Genomic DNA, 23316 nt, shown 5'->3' with positions numbered 1-23316 from the left:
ATGAAATACCTTTTGATGCTTGCCCTGTTGATATTAGGTGGCAAAGCCTATTCACAATCTCAATCAGAAATTAAGAACGATACGCTTTACAAATCGGTTGATCTGGATAAAGACGACGCCACCTTTCTGAAGTTAAAAGCTCTTGCACAATCAAAAATAGCGGAGTTTGTGAATGCTGTAAAAGTGCACGGTACAGACTACAAGAATTACCACCTGATGGTTAAATCGGATTTTGTTGAAGGCGATGAGCATGAGCACATGTGGACACAGGTGTACGCTTACCGAAACGGTAGTTTTGATGGTGTGTTTGTAGATAAACCTTTCGCAATTAAAAAGATAAAAACAGGACAAAGGCTAACCATAAAGCAGGCCGATATTGAAGACTGGGTTATTTATGATGCTAATGATGTTAAGATTGCCGGAGGTTTTTCATTGGAGTATCTGGGCAGTAAGGAGAAGGACTTATAATATCAAACTGTTGTTGTTTTGGGATAACCGGCAAGATCCTGATAAATTAAGGCTCTGATTAGTTGAGTTTTTATCAACAACCTGTGAGAATATAGTCTGCTTTGTATAAGCAAACAAATCGCCATATTTACGCTTAACTGAATATATGATAAATATTGTCAACATAACTGCTATACAGCACATTGGCATCCCGGTAAGTAATATCGGCGACTCGCAGACATTTTATGAGCGTTTGGGTTTTGAACGCGCCATGCTGGCCGGCTTTATGCATAAAGGCCACCCGGGCTCTTGTGTAATGATGAAACGCGGAGACATGGTTATAGAGCTTTACCAATTGCCCGAGCCAGATCTTACGGAGATAAAACGCAGGGGTAATGGCCATATAGATCACGTGGCTTTTAATGTGCCTGATATTGACGTTGCTTTTAAAGACGTAAAAGCAGGCGGATTTACCATTATTGAGCCCGAGCCGGTATTTTTACAATTCTGGCAAAATGGTTGTAAGTACTTTAATATTGCTGGCCCCGATGGCGAGCGATTGGAGTTTAACCAGATCTTGTAAATATGAAAAAGCTCATTGCATTTTGTTTACCTGTACTGCTGTTAGCAGCATCATGTAGTAAAAGTATCAATGGTGGTTGCCCAACCAACCAGATTTGTACCGAGATATTTGCCTCAATAGGTACACAGTTTGTTGATGCAAATGGTAACAATGTTAACGTAACAGATGTTACTATCTATAACCTTAGTAAGAAGAAGCAAATAGAGCCAAAAGGTGTTATCGATCCCGGCTTTTCGCCAATGAATCATACTATAGTTACTGATGCAAACAAGAAAGAACTCTCTACCGAAGGTGATGACATCAGGGTTACTGCTACTTATAATGGCAAAAAGATAGAGACCATCTACAAAATATCGGGCGGGTGCAATTGCCACGTAGAAAAACTATCAGGCCCCGAAAAAATTGTGGTGAAATAAATCCATCAAATCATAAATTTGTTATGTTTGCATAGTAAATCTGCTATGCGTTTAACCTGGTTTAAACATCTGTTTGTTTTTATATGCCTGTTTTCATTACTGGAAAGCACAGGCATATCTATGATCAAACTGATCGCCAAAGCAGGCATTGCCCAGGCAGATAAAAATACCCTTGCCGATGATGATGCTACTGAGCGCAGCGAACGTGAGGTGAGTGTTAAAGAGTTATTGGCCATTGAGCCGTTCTGTACCCTGCCCTTAATTTCTCTGCCATCGCAGAGCTATATATATCCAACAGAAGTTTTGGTGCCCCATTTAGGCTGGATCTCTCCGGTGCCCACACCGCCGCCAGATCGCGTCGGTTAAACGGTACTGCATCTACCCATTCATCCGCTTTGCGGAGTTTTAACCAGTTTATTTAACCAAAATTATTATTACCATGAAATCTCGTGTTCCATTTATATTGTCGTTTATGTTGGTTGTTGCCGCGTTTAGCTTTAAAGCATCTGCACAAACCATCAGTGACAAACAGATCAAAACAAGTACAGCACCTATCACTAATTCATTGAATTACATAGCCCAGCTAAAGCCTATCAGTTACAGTTACGATCAGCAACAATACAAGCAACTGCACCTGCCGGGCGGTACGCAATATGGTTTTATTGCCGCCGATGTAAAGCAAGTGCTGCCATCAGTAGTTGATGCCAAAAACAATTGGTACCCGGCAGGCAAAGGAAACCAGCGCGCCATTACCACGCCCGAAGTCGACCTGCAAAAGCTCGTGCCGCTATTGGTGAGCGCTATACAGGAACAACAGGCACAGATAGAGCAACTGAAACTTGAAGTGCAACAACTTAAAGCATCTAAATAGTTAAAGCGGCGAAAGCCGCTTTTTTGTAGCGTTTTGTTTTTTACCCGCGTAAATACAGTAACTAAACAACCAAACAACATGAAAAAATTTCTTACTGCCTTGTTACTAACAGCAATAAGCTTAGGCGCCTGCAAAAAGAATAGCAACAAAGGCGGATGTGACACCCAAATGTGTACCAATGAGTTTGTTTCTGTAACAATGCGTTTTACCAATAAGGATGGCTCTCCTGTAACTATTTCGGGGGTTACCGTGATTAACATGCGCACTAATAAACCTGTGGAGCTACCTAAATATTCACCCAGTATTGATTATGTAGCCGGTACGGTATTGGTAGCTGATGATGGAACAAAGAACCAATTTTCTACCGGGGGCGACGATATTAAAATTACCGCTAAAAGCGATGCAACGGGCCAGGTGAAATCTGTAATGTACAAAATATCGGGTGGGTGCAACTGCCACGTTAACAAAATATCAGGAGATCTGACGGTAGCGTTCGACTAACAATTTTATACTATGGTTGTTAATTATCAGTTTATTAATAAATTGGCAACTCAGCACCTCGCAACCTGAATAGTATAAAATATGAGTTTGAAGCACGTACTTATGAGCGGCATTTTTATAGCCGCCGCAAGCATTTCACAAGCACAGAAGTCAACCCCATACCACGACCAATACCGCCCGCAGGCGCATTTCTCTCCCAAAAAATGGTGGACCAATGACCCTAATGGGATGGTTTATTATAAAGGTACTTACCACCTGTTTTTTCAGCATTACCCTAAGGCTACTGTTTGGGGGCCTATGCATTGGGGGCATGCAACCAGTAAAGATCTGGTGCACTGGAAAGAGCAACCAATAGCTTTGTATCCCGATAAACTGGGCTACATATTCTCTGGCAGTGCCGTGGTGGATAAAGACAATACATCAGGCCTGGGCGCCAATGGTAAAACACCAATGGTGGCCATATTTACCCACCACGACCCAAAAGGCGAGAAAGCAGGCGGTTCAAAATTTCAGAACCAAAGCCTTGCCTATAGTTTAGATGAAGGCCAAACCTGGGTAAAGTACAAAGGTAACCCTGTGATCAAAAATCCCGGCATCCGCGATTTTCGTGATCCTAAAGTGTTTTGGTACGAGGATGGAAAGAAATGGGTAATGAGCCTGGCCACAAAAGATCGCATTACGTTCTACTCATCTGCCAATTTAAAAGAGTGGAAAAAGGAAAGTGAATTTGGTGAAAAACTTGGCGCACATGGCGGTGTTTGGGAATGCCCTGATATGTTTCCGCTTAAATTAAACGGTAAAGAATATTGGGTGCTGCTGGTGAGCATTAACCCGGGCGGGCCAAATGAAGGTTCTGCAACGCAGTATTTTGTGGGCCATTTTGATGGCAGAACGTTTACCCCAATCAGCACCAAAACCAAATGGATTGATTTTGGCCCCGATGATTATGCGGGCGTAACCTGGGGTAATACCGGCAAACGCAAAATATTTTTAGGTTGGATGAGCAACTGGCGCTATGCCAACCAAACACCCACCAAAGCATGGCGCAATGCCATGACCATCCCGCGCGAGCTATCCTTAGAACTTACCGAAGGCGATATTTTCTTAAGATCTACCCCTGTTGAGGAACTGGACAAAATTGTAAACAAAACCATCAAGGTAGATCCGGCTAATCTGGCTAAGAATAATAACATCTTCGCGGTGATAAAGCAAACGCCATCGCAGTATGTATTAAAGTTTAATACGCAGGCATCAAACAATTACTCGGTTGTGTTATCCAACGCTTTTGGCGAGCAACTAACCGTTGGTTACGATGCCAAAACCATGCGATATTACGTTGACCGTACCAGGGCCGGCCAAACTAAATTTGACAAAAGCTTTGCGCAAATAGCCTATGCACCAAGGTTAACTACCTCTATGGGTACCAACCTGCAACTGGTGGTTGATGCATCATCAATAGAATTGTTTGCCGATGGTGGATTAACTGTACTTACCTCGCAGTTCTTCCCCAAAAAACCTTATACCAGGCTGGGTATTGTAAACCATGGTATGGAAATAGAACACCTGCAAATACAACCGTTAAAAAGTATTTGGCAGTAAAATAAAGGTTACTCTTTTTCTGGTTTAGCAAATTGATATGAAAAACGATATGTCCTGTTAGACATGAGGATGGTTACGCTAAACTTTTGTTTAGCCGGTTTGCCATTTATTGTTGCTGGTACAAGGGCTGGCAATTGGCGTATTTGTTTTTTTACAGCTTCGGTTACCACCTCGCTAATAGTTTCGCGGGTACGCAGGTTCTTTACTGCGCCATCTTTGCCAAATTCACCTTCAATTATAACCCGGCCGTCAAAGGCTGTAATATCAAGCCCGCTTAACGCGTTGTTTATAGAGTTGCTAAGGTAAGTGCTAAAAGGGAAGTCCATTCTCGAGGAATAATGTGCGTCAGAATATTCTTCCGTTTTGTTGCCATCACAATCAGCTGTTGATATCAGAAAGCGTTCGGCCTGTACAAATTTGAACATGTTAGTAGTAACCAGCGCCAGGCGGGTTGAGTCGGTATATTCTTTTATCAATGAATGCCCGCTTTGGAAAGCTCCATTCTTGTAATACTCCGTATTTACATTTTCGTCATCGCGCACTCTTTTTGATTTCCAGGTACCATCAGGTAACCCGTTAACCAGTTTACCTTGCCATATTGTAATACCATCATTGGTTTTTAAAAAGCCGCTGCCGTTTGCGATAGTTTTAACTCCTTTTTCGTCCCAGGCGTCGGTTATTTTTATAGCATTACCATCGGCTTCAAAAAATATCCGTGGTTTATCATTGGCATAAAATACTTCCCACTTTCCAAAGAAACGGTTGTTTTTAAACTCACCCTTGGCTTGTAGTTTACCATCGGGGAAATTTATAATGAACGGGCCTTGTTTTAGGCCTTCGGTATAAGCTCCTTTAGTAAGTAAAATAGTTGGGTTGGCACTGTTATGGTCCTCAAAGGCACCGTCGAGTTTCTGATCTTCAGAGAAATGCCCAAATCGAGTTATTTTACTGCAGGTATCATCAGTAAGGGCAAATTCATTATCGTAATGCAATACAACGCTATCGCGGTCAATAATTTTTATGGTTATCTCTCTTTTGATCCTGGTGTTTTGGGCTGATGCCGCTGTGCAGCAAAACACTAACAGTGCAATGGGGAAAAATTTCATGTAAAAGGTTAAGTGCCGTGAAGATACGCCAATAACGGTGAATTATTAAAAGCTTATTAAAAAATCGCAATTGGTTTTACTCCAACACTACCGTTTTGTTTTTGTAAACAAATACGCGGTCATCAAACACCAGCTTAAGGGCTTTTGCCAACACTGCTGTTTCTATCTCTTTGCCGGCTTTTACCATATCCTGCACAGTAAGGGTATGGTTGGCCGGGATAATTTGCTGGGCAATGATAGGGCCCTCATCAAGTTCGTCGGTTACGTAGTGGGCGGTGGCACCTATTAGTTTTACGCCGCGCTCATGTGCCTGGCGATAGGGGCTGGCACCTGCAAAGGCCGGCAAAAACGAGTGATGTATGTTGATGATCTGCATCGGGAAACGCCAAACAAAATCTGGCGAGAGGATGCGCATAAACTTGGCCAGTACGAGGTAATCAAACTCGTGTTGGTTGATGATCTCTACAACTTTCTCTTCAAAAGCGCCTTTATCAGTACCTGCCTGCACTTCATAAAAAGGTACATCAAAACGCTTACATATATCCTGCAGGGTGGTGTGGTTGCCTATAACACATTGCACGCTTGCGCCAAGGGTTTTAAAGTAGTTGCGTACCAGTATATCGGCCAGGCAATGGTACTCTTTGGTAACCAGTACCACTATCTTTTTCTCGGGAACGGGGTTTACTTTTACAATGGCACCATCGGGTAATATCTGGCGCAGGTCGTACTCAATTTCGGCGGCGCCGTCGGTTTGGTCAACCTCGAGGCGCATAAAAAACAGGTTCTCGGCATTATCTACATACTCCTGCATGCCAATAATGTTGAGGCCTTTTTTTGCCATCAGGCGTGATATGGCTGCCACCAGGCCTACGCGGTCTGCGCATTGTATTACGATAATCATTGTGGGGGTATTATACTGTTATTTATTCTCCTTAACTAAAGCTGTTTTTAATTTTTTCCTGATAGGGATATCAAGCAAAACCATCACAAGATAAGCAAAGCCAATTAATACCGCAGTGCCCACGGCAGTTACAATGGTCATTTCGCTCATGCTTGGTTTCTTCGCCTCAACCCAGCTCATAAACCACCAGATGAAAGGGTAGTGAACCATGTAAAGCGGGTACGAGATCTCGCCCAGAAAATCACAAACCTTTTTCGATGTGCCCGATTGCTCTATGCCGGCACCCAAAGCCAGTAAGAAAGGGAAATAAAATATCACGGTAAGCGGCTCAAATAAGGCGTTATAGCTTTCTCTGAAGGGGATCACAAACACCACAAACAGCAATACGCTTATCAGCGCAAAACTTACTTTTGATTTGATGATCCATTGCGAACGGTAAACCAATATCCCTGCTAAGAAAGAGAAACTCATACGGGCAAAGCCCCCCGGCATGGTATCGCCGCTCCAGCCTAAACTTAGGTTGCCTGCTACGTGTGCGGCCCACAATAATCCGATAGCCGCAATTACGGTAAGCACCCAAAGCATGGTTTTATTGACCCTTACCAATACCAAAGCGTAGATTACGTTGGCGATGTATTCAAAAAATAACGACCATGTAGGCGGGTTTAGATGGAACAGATTAAAGTATCGTTCTTTAACCAGCGCGTATGGCACCATCACTATTGATGCAATAAACATCAGCACCAAATTACCTTCGTATTTCTGATACAGGTTGCTCCATGGGTCGAACACAAAACCCAGCAGGCCTATCACCGCACCAATGATGACCAACGGATGCAGGCGTATCAAACGCATTTTTAAAAAATTGCCGATACCTAATTTAGATAGGCGAGTATCATAAGCATAGGCGATCACAAATCCCGAAAGGCAGAAAAAGAAATCGACCGCCAGGTAGGCATGGGCAATAAAGCTGTTCTTGTATTCGGGTTGTACCAGCTCCATAAAGTGGAACACCACAACAGATATGGCGGCAACTCCACGCAACCCATCTAAAACGGCATAGTGGGGGCGGGTGGCAGTTAAATTAGCAGCAGTTTGATTAGTCATTAAAGCTTAGTTCAGTAAATGATTTTCTTAGTTAGCGTTTTTCTTCAGCCACTCTAAACGGCGCTGATCGGGGAGATGTTTCACCCTAAAATTCTCAAATTTAGCTTCAAAACCCTTACCATCCGGCGAAGCCGCCATCAAGCCTACCATTACCGGTTTGTTATCCTGCAGTGGGGCATTGCGAGTCATAATGTAATTCACATCATCCAGCGAGTAGAAAACCTCAACAGCATCCAGGCGGCGCACTATTTTTATCCATATAAAAGGTGGCACTTTATCAAGGGTAGTAACCGCCCAATCGCTAACATGGTGGGTAACAACGCTGCTTACGTTAAACTTGCCGTCAACAAACTCAACGCCTGCTTTTATATAATTCTCGTGGTCGGTACGTACCATGATGCCCATCTGGTCGAAACGGGCTTTGTAGGCACCGGTGAGTTTTACTTTGGCCTCAAACTCGCCGCCGTATGTGGTATAGTAAAAAGGAGCGTCGTCAACGGTAAAACCATAGTGAGATATGCGCCAGTAATCGCTTTGCGGCGTTACGGCCATAGTAAGGGTGTTGTTTTTAATATCCCACTTTTCGGGTTCATTAAACCATTGCATTTTATCAAGGCTTTGGGCCGATGCAAATTTGACAGCGCATAACGCAACAAGGGCCAGGAATAGTCCTTTCTTTTTCATTTCGTTCGGGAAGTAATTGTAGAGTGTACAGTTTATTACCGCAAGTATAATGATTAGGAACGGGCGGGCATAGCCTAAATATAATTAAGTGGGGTAACTGCACGTTAGGCTAAAGCCAAAGATCTGTCCTCGAACCGTTGGCTGAAGCCAACGGCAATGAAAATTCATGGCGGTAAACTTTATTCATTGCCGTCCCATTTATGGGATGGGTGTAAGACAAGATGATGGGCTTCAGCCCAAATGAAACAGCTTAACACCTATGTATTTCTACCGACCTTTTGCACTTACGGCGCATTGATATAACCCCATCGGGGTTAAAGGTCGGTAGCAAGAAAAGTCGTATTTGTACCGCTCCGTCAGGTGCGGTACAAATACGGCTTAATCATTTTTTATTCCATTTTCTCCCACCACGCGAAAGTATCATACTTAAAGGCAGTTTTTGGGTAAATACAAGGCTTTAAATCCCTTGAAAAATAGCCCGTTACAGCCTATTTATAGCTAATGATTTTTGATTGATAAAACTTTGATATTTCGGCATTTAGGATAAAACAAGACCACCTAAAAATTGTTGAAAACTTTTAAGTGGTAAAAAGTGGTAAAAAGTGGAAGAAGTATTTTACTTTTACGTTACAAAAATTGCCGACAATCTATAATGTCCTATTTAACCGGAGAATTTGAATGTAAACTGGATGCCAAGGGGCGGATGATGATCCCTGCGGGCCTTAAGAAACAGCTTCCAGAAGCTGAGACTGAAGGTCTTGTGATCAACCGCGGCCTTGAAAAGTATCTTGTTATTTACACCAAAACCGAGTGGGACAAAAAGCTTGATGAGCTGAGCAAACTTAATGAATACGACAGGAAAGTTAACCAGTTTGTGAGATATTTTACCGGCGGCGCCACCGTGGTAGAGCCGGATACGGCAGGCAGGATAAACCTGCCGAAGAGTTTGATGGAATACGCAGGTATTACCGGCGAAGTGGTTTTAACCTGTATGTTAAATAAGGTAGAGATCTGGGATAAAAAAGCGCATCAGCAAATGATGAACAATGAACCCGAAAACTTTGCCGACCTGGCCGAAGAGGTGATGGTGAAAAGAGGAAAGGGTGGTAATGAGTAACTATCACGTGCCCGTTATGTTGCAGGAGTGTATTGAGGCTTTAGAGATTAAGCCAAACGGTACCTATGTAGATGTAACTTTTGGTGGTGGCGGCCACTCGCGCGAGATTATGAAGCACCTTGGCGAAGGTGGCCGTTTGCTGGCTTTTGACCAGGATGCCGATGCGCAGCGCAACAGGATAGATGATGAGCGTTTTGAGTTTGTTGACCAGAACTTCCGTTACCTGAAAAACTTTGTTCGTTTGCACGATGCTATGCCGGTTGACGGTATACTGGCAGATCTGGGTGTATCATCACACCAGTTTGATGAGGCTGATCGCGGTTTCTCTATCCGTTTTGATGCGGAGCTGGATATGCGGATGAACCAGGCATCAGACCTGAGTGCCAAAGAGGTAGTGAACAATTATAGCGAGGCAGATCTGCACCGCATTTTTGGCATCTACGGCGAAATAAAAAATGCAAAGTCGCTGGCTAAAACCATTGTTACGGCAAGGCTGAATGGCCCGCTGAATACGATAGCTGATCTGAAGAATGCGATAAATAACCTGATTCCCCGCGGGAAGGAAAATAAATACCTGGCGCAGGTTTTCCAGGCGCTGAGGATAGAGGTTAACCAGGAGTTGGAAGCCTTGAAGGACTTCTTAGAGCAATCGGCTGAAGTGCTGGCTAAAGGTGGAAGATTGGTAGTAATGTCATACCACTCGTTGGAAGACAGGTTGGTTAAGAATTTTATCGCCAAAGGCAAGTTTAGCGGCGAGTTAGAGAAGGATATATACGGTAACGACAACAGGCCATTGGATGCTGTTAGTCGCGGTGCGATAACCGCAACCGAGGATGAGATAAAAGGGAATAACAGGGCACGCAGTGCGAAATTGAGAATAGCTGTAAAAAGATGAGTAACCGTTTACGTACAGAAATTCAGGAAGAGGAGGAAGAAGCCAAACAACTGGTTGTTGAAGAGAAGTCACCAAAAAAAGAACTTCCCGACAATCTGTTTACGCGTTTTCTTACCAAAGGTGTCATCAGTACTGATGATGCTACCCGTGCGCTGCCTTTTATATTATATGTAGCTATGCTGGGCATGTTCTACATCGCCAACAGGCATTTAACAGAAAACAACATACGTGAGCTGGATAAGCTGGGTAAAGAGGTGAAGGAATTGAGTTGGGAGTATAAAAGCACAAAGGCCGATCTGGCATTTAAAAGTACGCTAACAGAAGTAGCAAAACGTGCCGATACCCTTGGTTTGAGAGAGAGTAACGAGCCGCCGCAAAAAATAACAGTAAAGGAGGATGCGCAGTAATGGGTATCAGAACTAACATATTAATAAGAGTTTACCTGGCATTCGGGTTAATTCTGTTGTTTGCCGGTGCTGTGTTGGTACAGCTTGGCAGGGTGCAATTTGTACAGGGCGATAAGTGGAAGAGCATGTCGCGCAATCTCTCAACCCGTTACCGTAATATTGATGCGGCAAGGGGTAATATATTTTCTAACGATGGTAGTTTGTTAGCTACATCGGTACCCGAATATGAGTTGCGCATGGATATGCTGGCTCTTACTGATGAAAAGATATTTGATGAGAAAATAGACTCTTTATCGCGTAAGCTATCAGCCTTTTTTGGTGATAAGTCAGCCCGCGAGTACTCAAGACTGCTACGCGATGCCCGTAAAGATGGCGCGCGTTATCAGTTGTTAAGGCGCCGGGTAACTTATAACGAACTAAAGGAAGTGCGCACCTTCCCCATCTTTAAAATGGGTAAAAACAAAGGGGGGTTAATAGCAGTGCAGCAGAACAAACGTATTCTGCCGTTCCGTTTTTTAGCAGCCCGTACCATTGGTTACTCAAACGAGAATGTTAAGAACCCGGTAGGGCTTGAGGGTGCTTACGCCGATTATATTAACGGCGAAAGCGGTAAGCGTTTAGAAAGCCGTATTGCCGGTGGCGTTTGGGTGCCGGTTAATGATGAGGATGAAGTTGCACCAAAAGATGGTGCGGATATCATTTCAACCATTGATGTAAATATGCAGGACCTTGTGCAAACTGCCCTGGAAAAGCAACTCATAGTAACCAATGCTGATCATGGTGCTGCTATCCTGATGGAAGTTGCAACCGGCGAAGTAAGAGCAGTGGCCAATTACAGCAAAATGCCCGATGGTACTTTTAAAGAGAAATTCAACTACGCTATAGCAGGTAACCAGGATCCTGGATCGACATTTAAAATAGCTTCATACATGGCTTTGCTTGAGGATCATAAGGTTGATACCAACTCGAGGGTGAAAACGGATGATTATCCTATACCTGGTCACGTAATTACCGATTCGCATGGTAGTATTGGCGAGGTAAGTGTGAAGGTGGCTTTCGAGAAATCATCAAATGCGGCGGTTGCATCATTGGTTAATAAATATTACCAGGATGATCAATCGAAGTTTACCGATCACCTGTACGACTGGCACCTGAACGAAAAGATGGGGCTGCAAATTCCCGGCGAAGCGCAACCGGTGGTTAAAAACCCTAAGAACCGCAGCTGGAACAAGAAGATGACCCTGCCGCAAATGGCCTACGGTTACGAGATGCAGTTAACGCCGCTTAAAATGCTTACGCTATATAATGCGGTAGCTAACAACGGTAAAATGGTAACGCCGCTTTTTGTGAAAGAGATAAGAAGATTGGGCAACACTGTTGAGCGTTTTGAGACCAAAGTGGTGAATGATAAAATAGCCTCTGATGTTACTATCAAAAAAATGCAGGAAATGCTGGAAGGTGTGGTAACCGAGGGTAGCGGTAAGCAATACGTGTACAACCCGCTGTATAAAATAGCAGGTAAAACCGGTACAGCACAGGTGGCTGATGCCAACAAAGGTTACAAAGCTAAAAAGCAATACCAGGCATCGTTTTGTGGATACTTCCCGGCAGATCATCCAAAGTATTCACTGATCGTAGTAATTAACGACCCTAAGAACGGTTACTATGCTGCTTCGGTTGCGGGCCCGGCGTTCAGGGAAATTGCCGATAAGGTTTACGCCGGTGATATGGAATTGAACCAGTCGCCGATAAGATATGTGGGTAATACCACGCTGCCAAAGTACAAACAAGGCAATGTTAAAGCGCTTAAAAAGGTGTACGAAAAACTGAGCCTTAAACCGCTTTATGCCTCAGCAAATTTAAACAGTGTTGATACCAGCAATGGTATCGGTTTTGAGGACAATAAGTATAAAACCGGTACTGTGCCAAATGTAACAGGCATGGGCCTTAGCGATGCATTGTATGCCCTGGGTAATGCCGGCTACAAGGTATCGGTAAAAGGAAGCGGATCGGTAACAACCCAATCTGCAACCGGTGGAAGTATTATACCTAAAGGATCAAAAATTTTAATTGAACTGCAATGAGATACCTGAGCGACATAGTAGATGGAGTAGCCTTTACCGAACTGCAGGGAAGTGCTGATGTGGAGATAACCGCCATTGTGTTTGATTCGCGCAAGGTGGTGCCGGGCTGCATGTTTGTAGCTGTAAAGGGTACTGCTTTTGATGGGCATGATTACATAGAACAGGCTATTAAAGATGGTGCTATTGCGGTAGTCTGCGAGGAGCTACCTGCCCACACTGCAGGCGAAGTTGATTTCCTGATGGTGGCAAATTCTGCAAAGGCTTTGGGTACCATGGCAGCCAATTTTTACGAGAACCCGTCAAGTAATTTAAAGCTGGTTGGCGTAACCGGTACTAACGGTAAAACCACCATTGCAACGCTTTTATATAAACTTTTCCGCGATCTGGGTTATAAATGCGGGTTACTGTCAACCGTAGAGAACCAGATAGATGGCAAAGTGATCCCATCAACTCATACCACACCTGACCCGGTGGCGCTGAATAGGCTGCTATCAGACATGGTTGACCAGGGTTGCGATTATTGCTTTATGGAAGTAAGCTCGCATGCGGTATCACAATACCGTATCGAAGGTTTAAAATTCTCGGGAGCGATATTCTCTAACCTGACGCATGATCATTTAGACTATCATAAAACGTTCGACAGCTATCTGAAAGCCAAAAAGGCCTTCTTTGATAACCTGCCGAAAAGTGCATTTGCATTAACCAATACCGATGATAAGAACGGCAATGTAATGCTGCAAAATACATCGGCACATAAAAAGAGCTATGGCCTAAAAAGTATGGCCGACTACCGTGCCCGTATCATCGAGAACCAGTTTAGCGGTTTGCTGCTGAATATCGATAACGAGGAAGTTTGGTTTAAACTGGTAGGTACTTTCAATGCTTACAACCTGCTGGCCGTTTATGCTGCCGCGATGTTGTTAGAGCAGGATAAATCAAAAGTGCTGATAAGCCTGAGCAAGCTAACCGGTGCCGAAGGCAGGTTTGAATACTTAACCGCACCTAACAAGACTATCGGTATTGTTGATTATGCCCACACGCCTGATGCTGTGCAGAATGTATTGAGCACTATCCACGATATCCGCAAGGGTAACGAGAAGGTGATCACCATATTAGGCTGTGGCGGCGACCGTGATAAAACCAAGCGCCCCGTAATGGCCAAAGTTGCCTGCGAGTGGAGCGACAAGGTGATCCTTACCTCAGATAATCCGCGTACGGAAGACCCGGCGCAGATCATCAAAGATATGGAAGAAGGTGTAGATCCTGCCTTTAAACGTCATACGCTGAGTATTGTGGATAGGCGTGAAGCCATCAAAACAGCCTGCATGCTGGCACAGCCCGGAGATATTATCCTGCTGGCAGGCAAAGGCCACGAGAAATACCAGGAGATAAATGGCGTAAAGAACCATTTTGACGATATGGAACAATTGGAAGAACAATTCAAAGAGATGAATTAATGCTATACTACCTGTTTAACTACCTGAACAAGAACTACACCATCCCCGGGGCTGGTGTGTTTCAGTATATCACGTTCCGTATGGCAATGGCGGTAATTGTATCGTTGTTGGTTACTACCGTTTTTGGCCGCAGGCTGATAGATTACCTGCGCTTTAAACAGGTGGGTGAAACAGTAAGGAATTTAGGTCTGGAAGGCCAGATGCAAAAATCGGGTACGCCTACAATGGGTGGTATCATTATTATCCTGGGTATCCTTATCCCTACGTTATTGTTCGCCAAACTGGAGAATATCTACGTGGTTATGATGCTGGTTACTACTGTTTGGTTGGGTCTGATAGGTTTCCTTGACGATTATATTAAAGTATTTAAAAAGAACAAAGAAGGCCTTGCAGGCAGGTTTAAAATAACCGGTCAGGTGGGTTTGGCTTTGATCATCGGGTGGACGATGTACACCCATCCGTCTATCACCATCCGCCAGGAAGTAAAACTACCGGTTAAGTACGATGCCCCGGTTGATTTCCACATGCGTGGCGATAAACCGGTGTACACACAGGATATCAAGTCGACCAAAACCACACTGCCGTTCTACAAGAACAACGAGTTCGATTACGGCAAGGTGCTTAAGTTTTTAGGTAAAGGTTACGAGCAGTATGCGCTGCTGGTATTCATGGTTTTCGTTATCGTCATCATCACGGCGGTATCAAACGGAGCCAATATTACGGACGGGATCGACGGCCTTGCGACAGGGACATCGGCCATTATCGGGCTTACGCTGGCTATACTGGCCTACGTATCCGGTAACATCATGACGGCAGATTACCTTAACATTATGTACATCCCCAACTCGGGCGAGCTGGTAATTTTTGCCGGTGCCTTTGTGGGTGCATGTGTGGGCTTTTTGTGGTACAACTCGTACCCGGCGCAGGTGTTTATGGGCGATACAGGTAGTCTGGCCATAGGTGGTATCATCGCAGTATTTGCCATCATTATCCGTAAGGAGTTATTGGTGCCGGTGCTGTGCGGGATATTCCTGGTAGAGAACGTATCGGTAATGATCCAGGTAGGCTGGTTTAAATACACCAAAAAAAGGTTTGGCGAAGGCCGCAGGGTATTCCTGATGGCGCCGCTGCATCATCATTATCAGAAAAAAGGATTTCATGAGGCCAAGATCGTAACCCGCTTTTGGATCATCTGTATTTTCCTGGCGATAATAACGGTGATAACGTTGAAGCTGAGGTAAAACGCAGAAGCCCCCCGACCCCCTGAAGGGGGAGTAGGAGTTAATAATAATAGAGATAATAAATAGGAAAGTAATAATACAAAAGACAATGAGCACGGCAGCAAACCAAGCTACTCAAAAACTCCCCCTTCAGGGGGCTGGGGGGCTTTTGGTTGTTTTAGGTGCCGGCGAAAGCGGTGTTGGTGCGGCCTACCTGGCGCAGCAGCAGGGGTATGATGTTTTTGTTTCTGATTTTGGGGCGATAGCTGATAAATACAAAGAACAGTTACAGCAATGGAATATCCGCTTTGAAGAAGGCGGCCATACCGAAGCCGAGATCCTCAGCGCTGTTGAAGTGGTGAAAAGCCCGGGGATACCTGAGAAGGCCCCGATGATAAAAAAACTGCGCGAGACAGGCATACCGGTAATATCTGAGATAGAATTTGCCGGGCGTTACACCGAGGCTAAAATGATATGCATAACAGGCTCAAACGGTAAAACTACCACCAGTAGCCTTACTTATCATATCCTTAAAAATGCCGGTTTGAATGTAGGCCTGGCAGGTAACATAGGTAAAAGCTTTGCCTACCAGGTGGCAACTGAGAAATTTGATCACTACGTGCTGGAGATAAGCAGTTTTATGCTGGATGATATGTACCGCTTTAAGGCGGATATAGCGGTGCTGTTGAACATCACACCTGATCATCTGGACAGGTATGATTACAAGCTGGAGAACTATGCGGCATCAAAATACCGCATAACGCAGAACCAAACAGCGGCCGACTATTTTATTTATTGTGCGGATGATGCCGAAACAATAAAGGTACTTGAGGGGAAAGAAATAGCGGCGCAGCAGCTGCCATTCTCTATTGAAAAGACTATTGAGCCGGGAGCATATCTCGACAACGACAACCTAATTATAAACGTTACTAAACAACATTTTCAAATGTCAATCAACGAACTGGCCTTGCAGGGAAAGCACAACATCTACAATTCTATGGCTTCGGGTATCGTAGCCAAGGTGCTTGAGTTACGCAACGAAACGATGAGAGAGAGCATGGGCAACTTCCGCAATATCGAGCACAGGCTCGAGTCGGTTGGCAAGGTGTCGGGCATCAGTTTCATCAATGATTCAAAAGCTACCAATGTTAACTCAACCTGGTATGCTTTAGAGAGCATGACAAGTGATGTGGTATTGATATTAGGCGGCGTTGATAAAGGAAATGATTACAGCATGCTGCGCGATCTGGTTAAGCAGAAAGTGAAAGCCATCGTTTGCATGGGCAAGGATAATAAACGTATCCACGATGCTTTTGAAGATGAGGTAGAGATCATCGTGAACACCGCATCGGCACAGGAAGCAACACAGGTAGCTTATCACCTAGCCTCAAAAGGCGATACGGTGTTGTTATCACCGGCCTGCGCAAGTTTCGACCTGTTCAAAAATTACGAAGACAGGGGTAACCAGTTTAAAGCCGCGGTGAGAGAGTTGTAAGAGAAGTCCATAGTCGATAGTCAATAGACCATAGACAGGACTTGCAGATAAAAATCAAAAAAATACTATGGGCTATGGTCCATGGACTATAAACTAAAAAATGAACCAAGTACTCAACAACGTTAAAGGAGACCGCTGGATATGGCTGATAGTGATATTGCTATCGGTATTGTCGTTGCTTGCGGTATATAGTTCAACGGGTACGCTGGCCTACAAACAGGGTAAGGCTACGGAGTTTATCCTGATGAAGCACTTGTTTATGATAGTGGGTGGTTTGGCACTGATGTACTTTTCGCACTTGTTAGATTACCGTTATTATGCCGGTATTTCCAAGTTGTTAATGGCGATAACCATTCCGTTGTTGTTATACACGCTGATATTTGGTAGCCACGTGAATGATGCAAGCCGCTGGATAGCTATCCCGGGTACGGGCTTAACCTTCCAGACATCCGATTTGGCAAAACTGGCTTTGATCACTTACCTGGCGCGTACACTATCGCGTAAGCAGGAAAATATTAAGGATGTTAAGCAATCGTTCATCCCTATCATGGGTTCGGTTTGTGTGGTGTTTATATTAATTGCCCTGGCAAACTTGTCTACGGCGTTGATGTTGTTCGGTGTAAGCATTTTATTGTTGATCATTGGCCGTATCAGTATCAAACAGATCAGCGTGGTATGTGCCGCAGGTGCAATATTGTTATTAGGCGTGGTTTTTTTGGGCCCTCGCCGTACAACATACATTTCGCGTGTGCATGCATTTATGCACCCGGAGACAGCCAACCCGGATAAGTCGTTCCAATCTGACCATGCCAAGATAGCCATTGCTACCGGCGGGTTCTTTGGGAAGGGCCCGGGCAACAGTACCGAGCGTAACTATCTGCCACACCCGTATTCGGATTTTATATATGCAACCATTATAGAAGAGTATGGCATGTTTGGCGGCATTGTTTTAGTTGCCATTTACCTGTTCTTGTTGTACCGGTGCATAAAAATTGTAACTGCAGCACCAAAAGCCTTCGGCGCACTGCTGGCTTGCGGGTTGAGTTTTAGCCTCACTATACAGGCATTTGCCAATATGGCGGTTGCAGTAGGTTTAGGTCCGGTAACAGGTGTGCCGCTACCGTTGGTAAGTATGGGGGGTACATCCATCCTGTTTACCAGCGTGGCTTTCGGTATTATCCTCTCAGTGAGCAGGGATATTGACGAGCCAAGGAAAGTGGTGGTAGGAGAGATAAGGGAAGTGGCGGCGTAAGCCCCCCAACCCCCTGAAGGGGGAGTATGAGATAAAAGATATTAAGGTTAGGATACAAGAGAAATAAACGCAATGAGCATAAACAGTGAAAATACTGCTTCACAAAAACTCCCCCTTCAGGGGGTTGGGGGGCGTCCGTTGCGTATCATCATAAGCGGCGGCGGTACAGGGGGGCATATTTTCCCGGCTGTATCTATTGCTAATGCCTTAAAAAAGCTTGATCCGGATACCGAGATTTTGTTTGTAGGAGCCAATGGCCGCATGGAAATGGAAAAGGTTCCGGCGGCCGGCTATAAAATTATCGGGCTGGATATTTCCGGCATCCAGCGCAAAGCGATCTGGAAGAACGTCATGTTCCCGGTGAAACTGTTACGCAGCGTGCGCAAGGCCCTGCAAATTATAAAAGACTTTAAGCCCGATGCCGCAGTAGGAGTGGGTGGTTTTGCTTCAGGGCCGCTGTTGTATGCGGCATCATTGAAAGGGATACCAACTTTGATACAAGAGCAAAACTCTTACGCAGGTATTACCAATAAATGGCTGGGGGCAAAGGCTAAGAAAATATGCGTGGCTTTTGATGGGATGGAGAAATTTTTCCCGTTCGAGAAGATCATCAAAACCGGTAACCCTATCCGCAAGGAGTCGGTGAATATTGCCGGTAAGCACATGCAGGCGCTGGAGTTGTACAAGCTATCGTCGTTCAAGAAAACCATCCTGATAACAGGTGGCAGTTTGGGTGCCCGTACTTTGAACAACAGTATTATGGCTGGTCTGGATAAGATCATCGCGGCCGATGTGCAGGTTATATGGCAAACCGGTAAGTTTTATTACCAGAGCGTACTGCAACAATTAGGGCCCGATAAGCATCCCGATATCTGCGTGGTTGAGTTTTTAAACCGCATGGATTTGGCTTATGCCGCTGCAGATGTGGTGATATCGCGTGCTGGTGCAGGTACCATTGCCGAACTGTGTGTAATTAAAAAGCCCGTGATACTGGTACCATCGCCAAACGTGGCCGAAGATCACCAAACCAAGAACGCATTGGCGCTGGTTGAAGAGCAGGCTGCCATTTTTGTTGCCGACCGTGATGCAGAGGCCAGACTGGTGGATAAGGCGCTTGAATTATTGAACGACAACGATTTGCAAAAAACATTAAGCAATAACATTGGCAAACTGGCCCTGCCTGATGCCGATGAAGTTATTGCGAAAGAAGTTATCCAAATAACAAACAACAATTAAAGTAAAAGCCCCTGCCTTTTTAGGGCAGGGGTCTTTTAAGAGATTGGTTGATGATTAATTGGAGATTAGATTTAAGAAAGTAAAATGGAATTAAACAACATAAAACGAGTTTACCTGGTAGGGATAGGCGGCATAGGCATGAGCGGCCTTGCGCGCTATTTCCATCACCTCGGGTGTGTTGTTTGCGGTTACGATAAAACGCATACGCCACTAACCGAGGCGTTGCATAACGAGGGTATCTGCATAGTTTACGAGGATTTAGAGGACGGCATACCGATGAGCTTCCAAACGCCTGATGAGGGCACGCTCATTATTTACACGCCGGCTATCCCTAAAGATTCAGCTATACTGAACTTTTTGAAGCGTCAGGGTTTTGAGCTGTATAAACGCTCGCAGGTATTGGGTATCATCAGTAAGGGTATGTTCACTATTGCGGTGGCAGGTACCCATGGTAAAACCACTACCTCGTGCATGATAGCGCATATCCTTAAAGATTCGGGTAAAGATTGCTCGGCATTTTTGGGTGGCATATCATCAAACTACCAAACCAATGTGCTGTATGGCGAAAATGATATTGTAGTAGTTGAAGCAGATGAGTACGATCGCTCATTCCTTACGCTGCACCCTAATATTGCCATCATCACTTCAATGGATGCCGACCACCTGGATATCTACGGCGACCATTCAAAACTGGAAGAATCGTTCCACTTGTTTGCATCGCAGATAAAACAGGGCGGTACTTTAATATACAGGCAAGGTTTGCCATTGGGCGAAGGTTTTACCTACGCCATGAATGATAAGGCACAGGCAATGGCCACTAACGTGCGCATTGAGGACGGTAGTTTTTTCTTCGATTTTAACGACGGAAAAGTAAGCATCCCGAATATCCGCATGGGTATTGCCGGTTTGCACAACGTAGAGAATGCTACTGCAGCTATCGAGGCAGCATTGCATGTTGAGGTAGACCCTAATGCCATCCGCGAAGCGTTAGGCTCTTTTAAAGGAGTAAAGCGCCGTTTTGAGTATATCCTCAAAACACCGGAGACCATATTTATTGATGATTATGCACACCACCCCGAGGAGTTGCGTGCGGCTATCGCATCAGTAAAAAAATTGTACCCGGAGAAAAAGCTGACGGTGATATTTCAGCCGCACCTGTTTACCCGCACCCGCGATTTTGCCGATGGATTTGCCGAGGTGCTGGATATGGCTGATGAAACCATCCTGCTGGATATATACCCGGCAAGGGAGCTGCCTATTGAGGGGGTTAACAGTGAGATGATATTAAGCCGCATGAAACTGGCTAACAAGCGCAAGGCTGCCAAACAAGAGAGTATTGAAATAGTACGCACCGAGAAACCCGAGCTGCTGCTAACAGTAGGTGCAGGTGATATTGATGCAATGGTGCAACCCTATAAAAGCGCTTTAGAAAATGTTTAAGAAACGCATCTGGAAACCGCTGCTGATTGGTTTGGGATGGCTGGTAAGCCTCTCGGGCCTGGTGGTGCTGATGAGTTTCATTGAAGTGAAAAAGGCCGAACTGGTTTGCAAAAAGGTAAAAGTATTTATCCCCGGCAACCAGTACTTTATTGACAGGCAGGAGATAGATAACATCCTCGGCGCAAGCGGTAAGAATCTGGTTGGTCGCAGATTGGAGAATATCGATATCCACGCGTTGGAAAACAAACTGAAGCATAATCCATTTGTGGAGTATGCCCGTGTTTATGAGGATATGGACGGCACCCTGCAGGTAGAAGTGGTACAACGCAAGCCAATGCTGCGGATCATGAACCGCTTTGAGCAGGATTTTTACGTGGACGAGCACGGTATGAAAATGCCGCTTTCACAAAACTTTACCGCGAGGGTATTGGTTGCCAATGGTTTTATTGATGAGTTGTTTGCCAACAAGGTCGACTCGTTGCATACCGTAATGGCAAAGGATATTTACAAAACAGCCGATTTCATCAGGAAGGACTCATTATGGGATGCGCAGATAGCGCAGATCTATGTGAACGAGAACCATGAGATAGAGCTGATACCGCGGGTAGGCAACCAGCGCATATTGCTGGGTAATGCCGACTCATTGGATGTGAGGTTCAATAACCTTAAAGTGTTTTACAAACAGGCACTGCCAACTGTGGGTTGGGATGCTTATAAGGTTATCAACATAAAATATTTTAACCAGGTAGTGGGGGTTAAAAACGAAACGCTGCTGGATTCGCTTAAGCGCCGCAAGGAGTTTGAAGCCGATTCAATAAAGCGTGCAAAAATTAAACAAGACACGGCGCAGGCAGAAAAACCGCCGGTTTTATAACAGTACGGAAAAGACATCTATTAAAAATTAAAAGTATGGACAAGAGTTCGACACATGAAAAAAGCTCGCCAATTGTAGTAGGCCTTGATATAGGTACAACTAAAATTTGCGTGATCGTTGGCCGCAGGAGCAAGAACGGCAAAATAGAGGTGTTAGGGATAGGAAAAGCAGAGTCGGCGGGTGTCACGCGTGGTATGGTATCAAATATTGATAAAACCGTGCAGGGCATAGTACAGGCAGTAGATGTGGCCGGTACGCAGTCCAACGTTGAGATAAGGATAGTAAATGTTGGCATTGCCGGTCAGCACATAAAAAGCCTGCAGCACAGGGGCCTCATTACCCGCCGCGACCTATCACAAGAGATAGGCCGTAAGGATATTGATAAACTGGTTGAGGATATGTACAACCTGGTGATGCCGCCGGGAGAGGAGATCATTCATGTGTTGCCGCAGGAGTTTACGGTAGATAATGAGCCGGGTATTAAAGACCCTATCGGTATGGCTGGTGTACGCCTTGAGGCCAATTTCCACATCATATCAGGCCAGGTAACTGCCATTAAAAATATAGTAAAATGTGTTAACAAAGCACAGCTTGAAAGCCAGGAACTTATCCTTGAGCCTCTTGCATCGTCAGAGTCCGTACTGAGCGATGAGGAGAAAGAGGCAGGCGTAGTGCTGGTAGATATAGGTGGTGGCACAACAGATGTGGCTATCTTCCACGAAGGTATTATACGCCACACAGCCGTTATCCCGTTTGGTGGTAATAGCGTAACTGAAGATATCCGCGAGGGCTGTTCAGTAATGCGCAACATTGCCGAGCAATTGAAAGTAAGGTTTGGTTCTGCCCTGGCCGAAGAGAATAAAGAGAACGAGATAGTATGTGTTCCGGGCCTGCGTGGCCGCGAGCCAAAAGAGATCTCGGTTAAAAACCTGGCTTTTGTGATCCAGGCCCGTATGGAAGAGATCATTGAGCATGTTTACTACGAGATAAAATCATCAGGCTACGAGAAAAAGCTGATTGCCGGTATAGTAGTAACAGGTGGCGGTGCACAGTTAAAACACTTAACGCAACTGATAGAGTATGTAACCGGTTTAGATTGCCGCGTAGGTTACCCTAACGAACACCTTGCTAAGAACGAGGTATTGCCAAAAGCAACCTACGAGGATATGCAAAGCCCTACGTATGCTACAGGTATTGGTCTGTTGATAAAAGGTATCCAGAAAATGGAATACGAAGGCATGACAGCCGCACCGGCAACCGCAGCAGTTAAGCAGGAAAAAGTAAAATATACTGACGACCGCAAGTTTGGTTTGTTGAGCAAAATTTTAGAATCGGGTAAAAAATTTATTAAGGACGATATAAAGGATGAGGATTTCTTGAAGTAAAGCCTCTCCCCCAACCCCTCTCTGCTTCGCAAAGAGGGGAGCTAAAACCCTCTTTGCGCGCAGCGAAGAGAGGGTCGACGAGCGAAGCAATGTCGGGGTGAGTAAAACTCGCGAGGAGTTGAGTAAGCTACTTTTCCACAAACCATAACTTTTCCACATTATAAACGATTGTGGAAAAACCCTGTGGAAAAACTATTAATATTACATTAAGAAAATCTATCTAATCGTCAGAATATACA

General features: G+C 44.8%; 23 protein-coding genes. 19 read left to right on the top strand and 4 right to left on the bottom strand.

Features of this window, described 5'->3' with window-relative positions; all coding sequences use genetic code 11:
* The 7 genes from D0C36_RS07160 to D0C36_RS07130 all read left to right on the top strand — a co-directional run bounded on the left by D0C36_RS07160 (position 1) and on the right by D0C36_RS07130 (position 4417).
* Positions 1-468 (top strand): DUF2314 domain-containing protein, encoded by a 468-nt coding sequence (locus D0C36_RS07160; RefSeq protein ID WP_117390862.1) that lies wholly within the window; start codon positions 1-3, stop codon positions 466-468.
* A 145-nt stretch (positions 469-613) separates the two neighbouring features.
* Positions 614-1030 carry a VOC family protein gene (locus D0C36_RS07155; protein WP_117390861.1) on the top strand — a complete coding sequence of 139 codons (417 nt, stop codon included), beginning with the start codon at positions 614-616 and terminating at the stop codon, positions 1028-1030.
* Positions 1031-1032: 2 nt separating this feature from the next.
* Positions 1033-1446 carry a hypothetical protein gene (locus D0C36_RS07150; protein WP_117390860.1) on the top strand — a complete coding sequence of 138 codons (414 nt, stop codon included), beginning with the start codon at positions 1033-1035 and terminating at the stop codon, positions 1444-1446.
* A gap of 45 nt (positions 1447-1491) precedes the next feature.
* Positions 1492-1812, top strand: coding sequence for a hypothetical protein (locus D0C36_RS07145; RefSeq protein WP_117390859.1), 321 nt, complete (start codon positions 1492-1494; stop codon positions 1810-1812).
* Between the two features lie 73 nt (positions 1813-1885).
* On the top strand, positions 1886-2317 hold the full coding sequence (locus D0C36_RS07140; protein ID WP_117390858.1) for a tail fiber domain-containing protein: 432 nt from the start codon (positions 1886-1888) through the stop codon (positions 2315-2317).
* Positions 2318-2395: 78 nt separating this feature from the next.
* Complete coding sequence (locus D0C36_RS07135) at positions 2396-2818, top strand: hypothetical protein (RefSeq protein ID WP_147321951.1); 423 nt, start codon at positions 2396-2398, stop codon at positions 2816-2818.
* A 102-nt stretch (positions 2819-2920) separates the two neighbouring features.
* Positions 2921-4417, top strand: a complete 1497-nt coding sequence (locus D0C36_RS07130) for a glycoside hydrolase family 32 protein (protein ID WP_233524432.1) — start codon at positions 2921-2923, stop codon at positions 4415-4417.
* Positions 4418-4425: 8 nt separating this feature from the next.
* On the opposite strand, the gene D0C36_RS07125 is transcribed toward D0C36_RS07130, so the two are convergent.
* The 4 genes from D0C36_RS07125 to D0C36_RS07110 all read right to left on the bottom strand — a co-directional run bounded on the left by D0C36_RS07125 (position 4426) and on the right by D0C36_RS07110 (position 8215).
* Positions 4426-5523, bottom strand: a complete 1098-nt coding sequence (locus D0C36_RS07125; RefSeq protein ID WP_117390855.1) for a toxin-antitoxin system YwqK family antitoxin — start codon at positions 5521-5523, stop codon at positions 4426-4428.
* 76 nt (positions 5524-5599) lie between these two features.
* A complete protein-coding gene (gene purU, locus D0C36_RS07120) occupies positions 5600-6424 on the bottom strand; it encodes a formyltetrahydrofolate deformylase (RefSeq protein WP_117390854.1) in 825 nt (274 codons plus the stop codon).
* A gap of 18 nt (positions 6425-6442) precedes the next feature.
* Positions 6443-7531 carry an acyltransferase family protein gene (locus D0C36_RS07115; RefSeq protein WP_117390853.1) on the bottom strand — a complete coding sequence of 363 codons (1089 nt, stop codon included), beginning with the start codon at positions 7529-7531 and terminating at the stop codon, positions 6443-6445.
* Positions 7532-7558: 27 nt separating this feature from the next.
* Positions 7559-8215: a DUF1349 domain-containing protein gene (locus D0C36_RS07110; protein WP_117390852.1), complete on the bottom strand. Its 657-nt coding sequence runs from the start codon at positions 8213-8215 to the stop codon at positions 7559-7561.
* 652 nt (positions 8216-8867) lie between these two features.
* Between D0C36_RS07110 and mraZ the strand changes: the two genes are divergently transcribed.
* From mraZ to ftsA, 12 genes are all read left to right on the top strand, one after another.
* Entirely contained in the window at positions 8868-9332 is a 465-nt protein-coding gene (gene mraZ, locus D0C36_RS07105) for a division/cell wall cluster transcriptional repressor MraZ (RefSeq protein ID WP_117390851.1), read from the top strand.
* A complete protein-coding gene (gene rsmH / locus D0C36_RS07100; protein WP_117390850.1) occupies positions 9325-10227 on the top strand; it encodes a 16S rRNA (cytosine(1402)-N(4))-methyltransferase RsmH in 903 nt (300 codons plus the stop codon). Before mraZ ends, rsmH begins: the two co-directional genes overlap by 8 nt.
* Positions 10224-10634, top strand: coding sequence for an FtsL-like putative cell division protein (locus D0C36_RS07095; RefSeq protein WP_117390849.1), 411 nt, complete (start codon positions 10224-10226; stop codon positions 10632-10634). Before rsmH ends, D0C36_RS07095 begins: the two co-directional genes overlap by 4 nt.
* Positions 10634-12718 (top strand): penicillin-binding protein, encoded by a 2085-nt coding sequence (locus tag D0C36_RS07090; RefSeq protein ID WP_117390848.1) that lies wholly within the window; start codon positions 10634-10636, stop codon positions 12716-12718. The genes D0C36_RS07095 and D0C36_RS07090 overlap by 1 nt, the downstream gene beginning before the upstream one ends.
* Positions 12715-14175 (top strand): UDP-N-acetylmuramoyl-L-alanyl-D-glutamate--2,6-diaminopimelate ligase, encoded by a 1461-nt coding sequence (locus D0C36_RS07085; RefSeq protein WP_117390847.1) that lies wholly within the window; start codon positions 12715-12717, stop codon positions 14173-14175. Before D0C36_RS07090 ends, D0C36_RS07085 begins: the two co-directional genes overlap by 4 nt.
* Positions 14175-15416 carry a phospho-N-acetylmuramoyl-pentapeptide-transferase gene (gene mraY, locus D0C36_RS07080; protein ID WP_117390846.1) on the top strand — a complete coding sequence of 414 codons (1242 nt, stop codon included), beginning with the start codon at positions 14175-14177 and terminating at the stop codon, positions 15414-15416. Before D0C36_RS07085 ends, mraY begins: the two co-directional genes overlap by 1 nt.
* 88 nt (positions 15417-15504) lie before the next feature.
* Positions 15505-16890: a UDP-N-acetylmuramoyl-L-alanine--D-glutamate ligase gene (gene murD / locus D0C36_RS07075; RefSeq protein ID WP_117390845.1), complete on the top strand. Its 1386-nt coding sequence runs from the start codon at positions 15505-15507 to the stop codon at positions 16888-16890.
* Between the two features lie 100 nt (positions 16891-16990).
* Positions 16991-18142, top strand: a complete 1152-nt coding sequence (locus tag D0C36_RS07070) for an FtsW/RodA/SpoVE family cell cycle protein (protein ID WP_117390844.1) — start codon at positions 16991-16993, stop codon at positions 18140-18142.
* 72 nt (positions 18143-18214) lie between these two features.
* Positions 18215-19378 carry an undecaprenyldiphospho-muramoylpentapeptide beta-N-acetylglucosaminyltransferase gene (gene murG, locus D0C36_RS07065; protein ID WP_117390843.1) on the top strand — a complete coding sequence of 388 codons (1164 nt, stop codon included), beginning with the start codon at positions 18215-18217 and terminating at the stop codon, positions 19376-19378.
* Positions 19379-19462: 84 nt separating this feature from the next.
* On the top strand, positions 19463-20818 hold the full coding sequence (murC, locus tag D0C36_RS07060; protein WP_117390842.1) for a UDP-N-acetylmuramate--L-alanine ligase: 1356 nt from the start codon (positions 19463-19465) through the stop codon (positions 20816-20818).
* A complete protein-coding gene (locus D0C36_RS07055; protein ID WP_117390841.1) occupies positions 20811-21692 on the top strand; it encodes a cell division protein FtsQ/DivIB in 882 nt (293 codons plus the stop codon). The genes murC and D0C36_RS07055 overlap by 8 nt, the downstream gene beginning before the upstream one ends.
* A 35-nt stretch (positions 21693-21727) precedes the next feature.
* Positions 21728-23077, top strand: a complete 1350-nt coding sequence (gene ftsA / locus D0C36_RS07050; RefSeq protein WP_117390840.1) for a cell division protein FtsA — start codon at positions 21728-21730, stop codon at positions 23075-23077.
* The last annotated feature ends 239 nt before the right edge of the window (positions 23078-23316 follow it).

The organism is Mucilaginibacter conchicola (genome assembly GCF_003432115.1).
Lineage (GTDB): Bacteria > Bacteroidota > Bacteroidia > Sphingobacteriales > Sphingobacteriaceae > Mucilaginibacter > Mucilaginibacter conchicola.
This window is presented reverse-complemented; position numbering and strand designations above follow the sequence as displayed.

Coding starts and splice junctions, on each gene's coding strand:
- D0C36_RS07095 (WP_117390849.1), top strand. CDS start 10,224: ATGAGTAACCGTTTACGTACAGAAATTCAGGAAGAGGAGGAAGAAGCC.
- D0C36_RS07085 (WP_117390847.1), top strand. CDS start 12,715: ATGAGATACCTGAGCGACATAGTAGATGGAGTAGCCTTTACCGAACTG.
- purU (WP_117390854.1), bottom strand. CDS start 6,424: ATGATTATCGTAATACAATGCGCAGACCGCGTAGGCCTGGTGGCAGCC.
- rsmH (WP_117390850.1), top strand. CDS start 9,325: ATGAGTAACTATCACGTGCCCGTTATGTTGCAGGAGTGTATTGAGGCT.
- D0C36_RS07090 (WP_117390848.1), top strand. CDS start 10,634: ATGGGTATCAGAACTAACATATTAATAAGAGTTTACCTGGCATTCGGG.
- D0C36_RS07130 (WP_233524432.1), top strand. CDS start 2,921: ATGAGCGGCATTTTTATAGCCGCCGCAAGCATTTCACAAGCACAGAAG.
- D0C36_RS07110 (WP_117390852.1), bottom strand. CDS start 8,215: ATGAAAAAGAAAGGACTATTCCTGGCCCTTGTTGCGTTATGCGCTGTC.
- D0C36_RS07155 (WP_117390861.1), top strand. CDS start 614: ATGATAAATATTGTCAACATAACTGCTATACAGCACATTGGCATCCCG.
- murC (WP_117390842.1), top strand. CDS start 19,463: ATGGAATTAAACAACATAAAACGAGTTTACCTGGTAGGGATAGGCGGC.
- D0C36_RS07160 (WP_117390862.1), top strand. CDS start 1: ATGAAATACCTTTTGATGCTTGCCCTGTTGATATTAGGTGGCAAAGCC.
- D0C36_RS07055 (WP_117390841.1), top strand. CDS start 20,811: ATGTTTAAGAAACGCATCTGGAAACCGCTGCTGATTGGTTTGGGATGG.
- mraZ (WP_117390851.1), top strand. CDS start 8,868: ATGTCCTATTTAACCGGAGAATTTGAATGTAAACTGGATGCCAAGGGG.
- murG (WP_117390843.1), top strand. CDS start 18,215: ATGAGCATAAACAGTGAAAATACTGCTTCACAAAAACTCCCCCTTCAG.
- D0C36_RS07125 (WP_117390855.1), bottom strand. CDS start 5,523: ATGAAATTTTTCCCCATTGCACTGTTAGTGTTTTGCTGCACAGCGGCA.
- D0C36_RS07070 (WP_117390844.1), top strand. CDS start 16,991: ATGAACCAAGTACTCAACAACGTTAAAGGAGACCGCTGGATATGGCTG.
- ftsA (WP_117390840.1), top strand. CDS start 21,728: ATGGACAAGAGTTCGACACATGAAAAAAGCTCGCCAATTGTAGTAGGC.
- murD (WP_117390845.1), top strand. CDS start 15,505: ATGAGCACGGCAGCAAACCAAGCTACTCAAAAACTCCCCCTTCAGGGG.
- D0C36_RS07115 (WP_117390853.1), bottom strand. CDS start 7,531: ATGACTAATCAAACTGCTGCTAATTTAACTGCCACCCGCCCCCACTAT.
- D0C36_RS07145 (WP_117390859.1), top strand. CDS start 1,492: ATGCGTTTAACCTGGTTTAAACATCTGTTTGTTTTTATATGCCTGTTT.
- mraY (WP_117390846.1), top strand. CDS start 14,175: ATGCTATACTACCTGTTTAACTACCTGAACAAGAACTACACCATCCCC.
- D0C36_RS07135 (WP_147321951.1), top strand. CDS start 2,396: ATGAAAAAATTTCTTACTGCCTTGTTACTAACAGCAATAAGCTTAGGC.
- D0C36_RS07140 (WP_117390858.1), top strand. CDS start 1,886: ATGAAATCTCGTGTTCCATTTATATTGTCGTTTATGTTGGTTGTTGCC.
- D0C36_RS07150 (WP_117390860.1), top strand. CDS start 1,033: ATGAAAAAGCTCATTGCATTTTGTTTACCTGTACTGCTGTTAGCAGCA.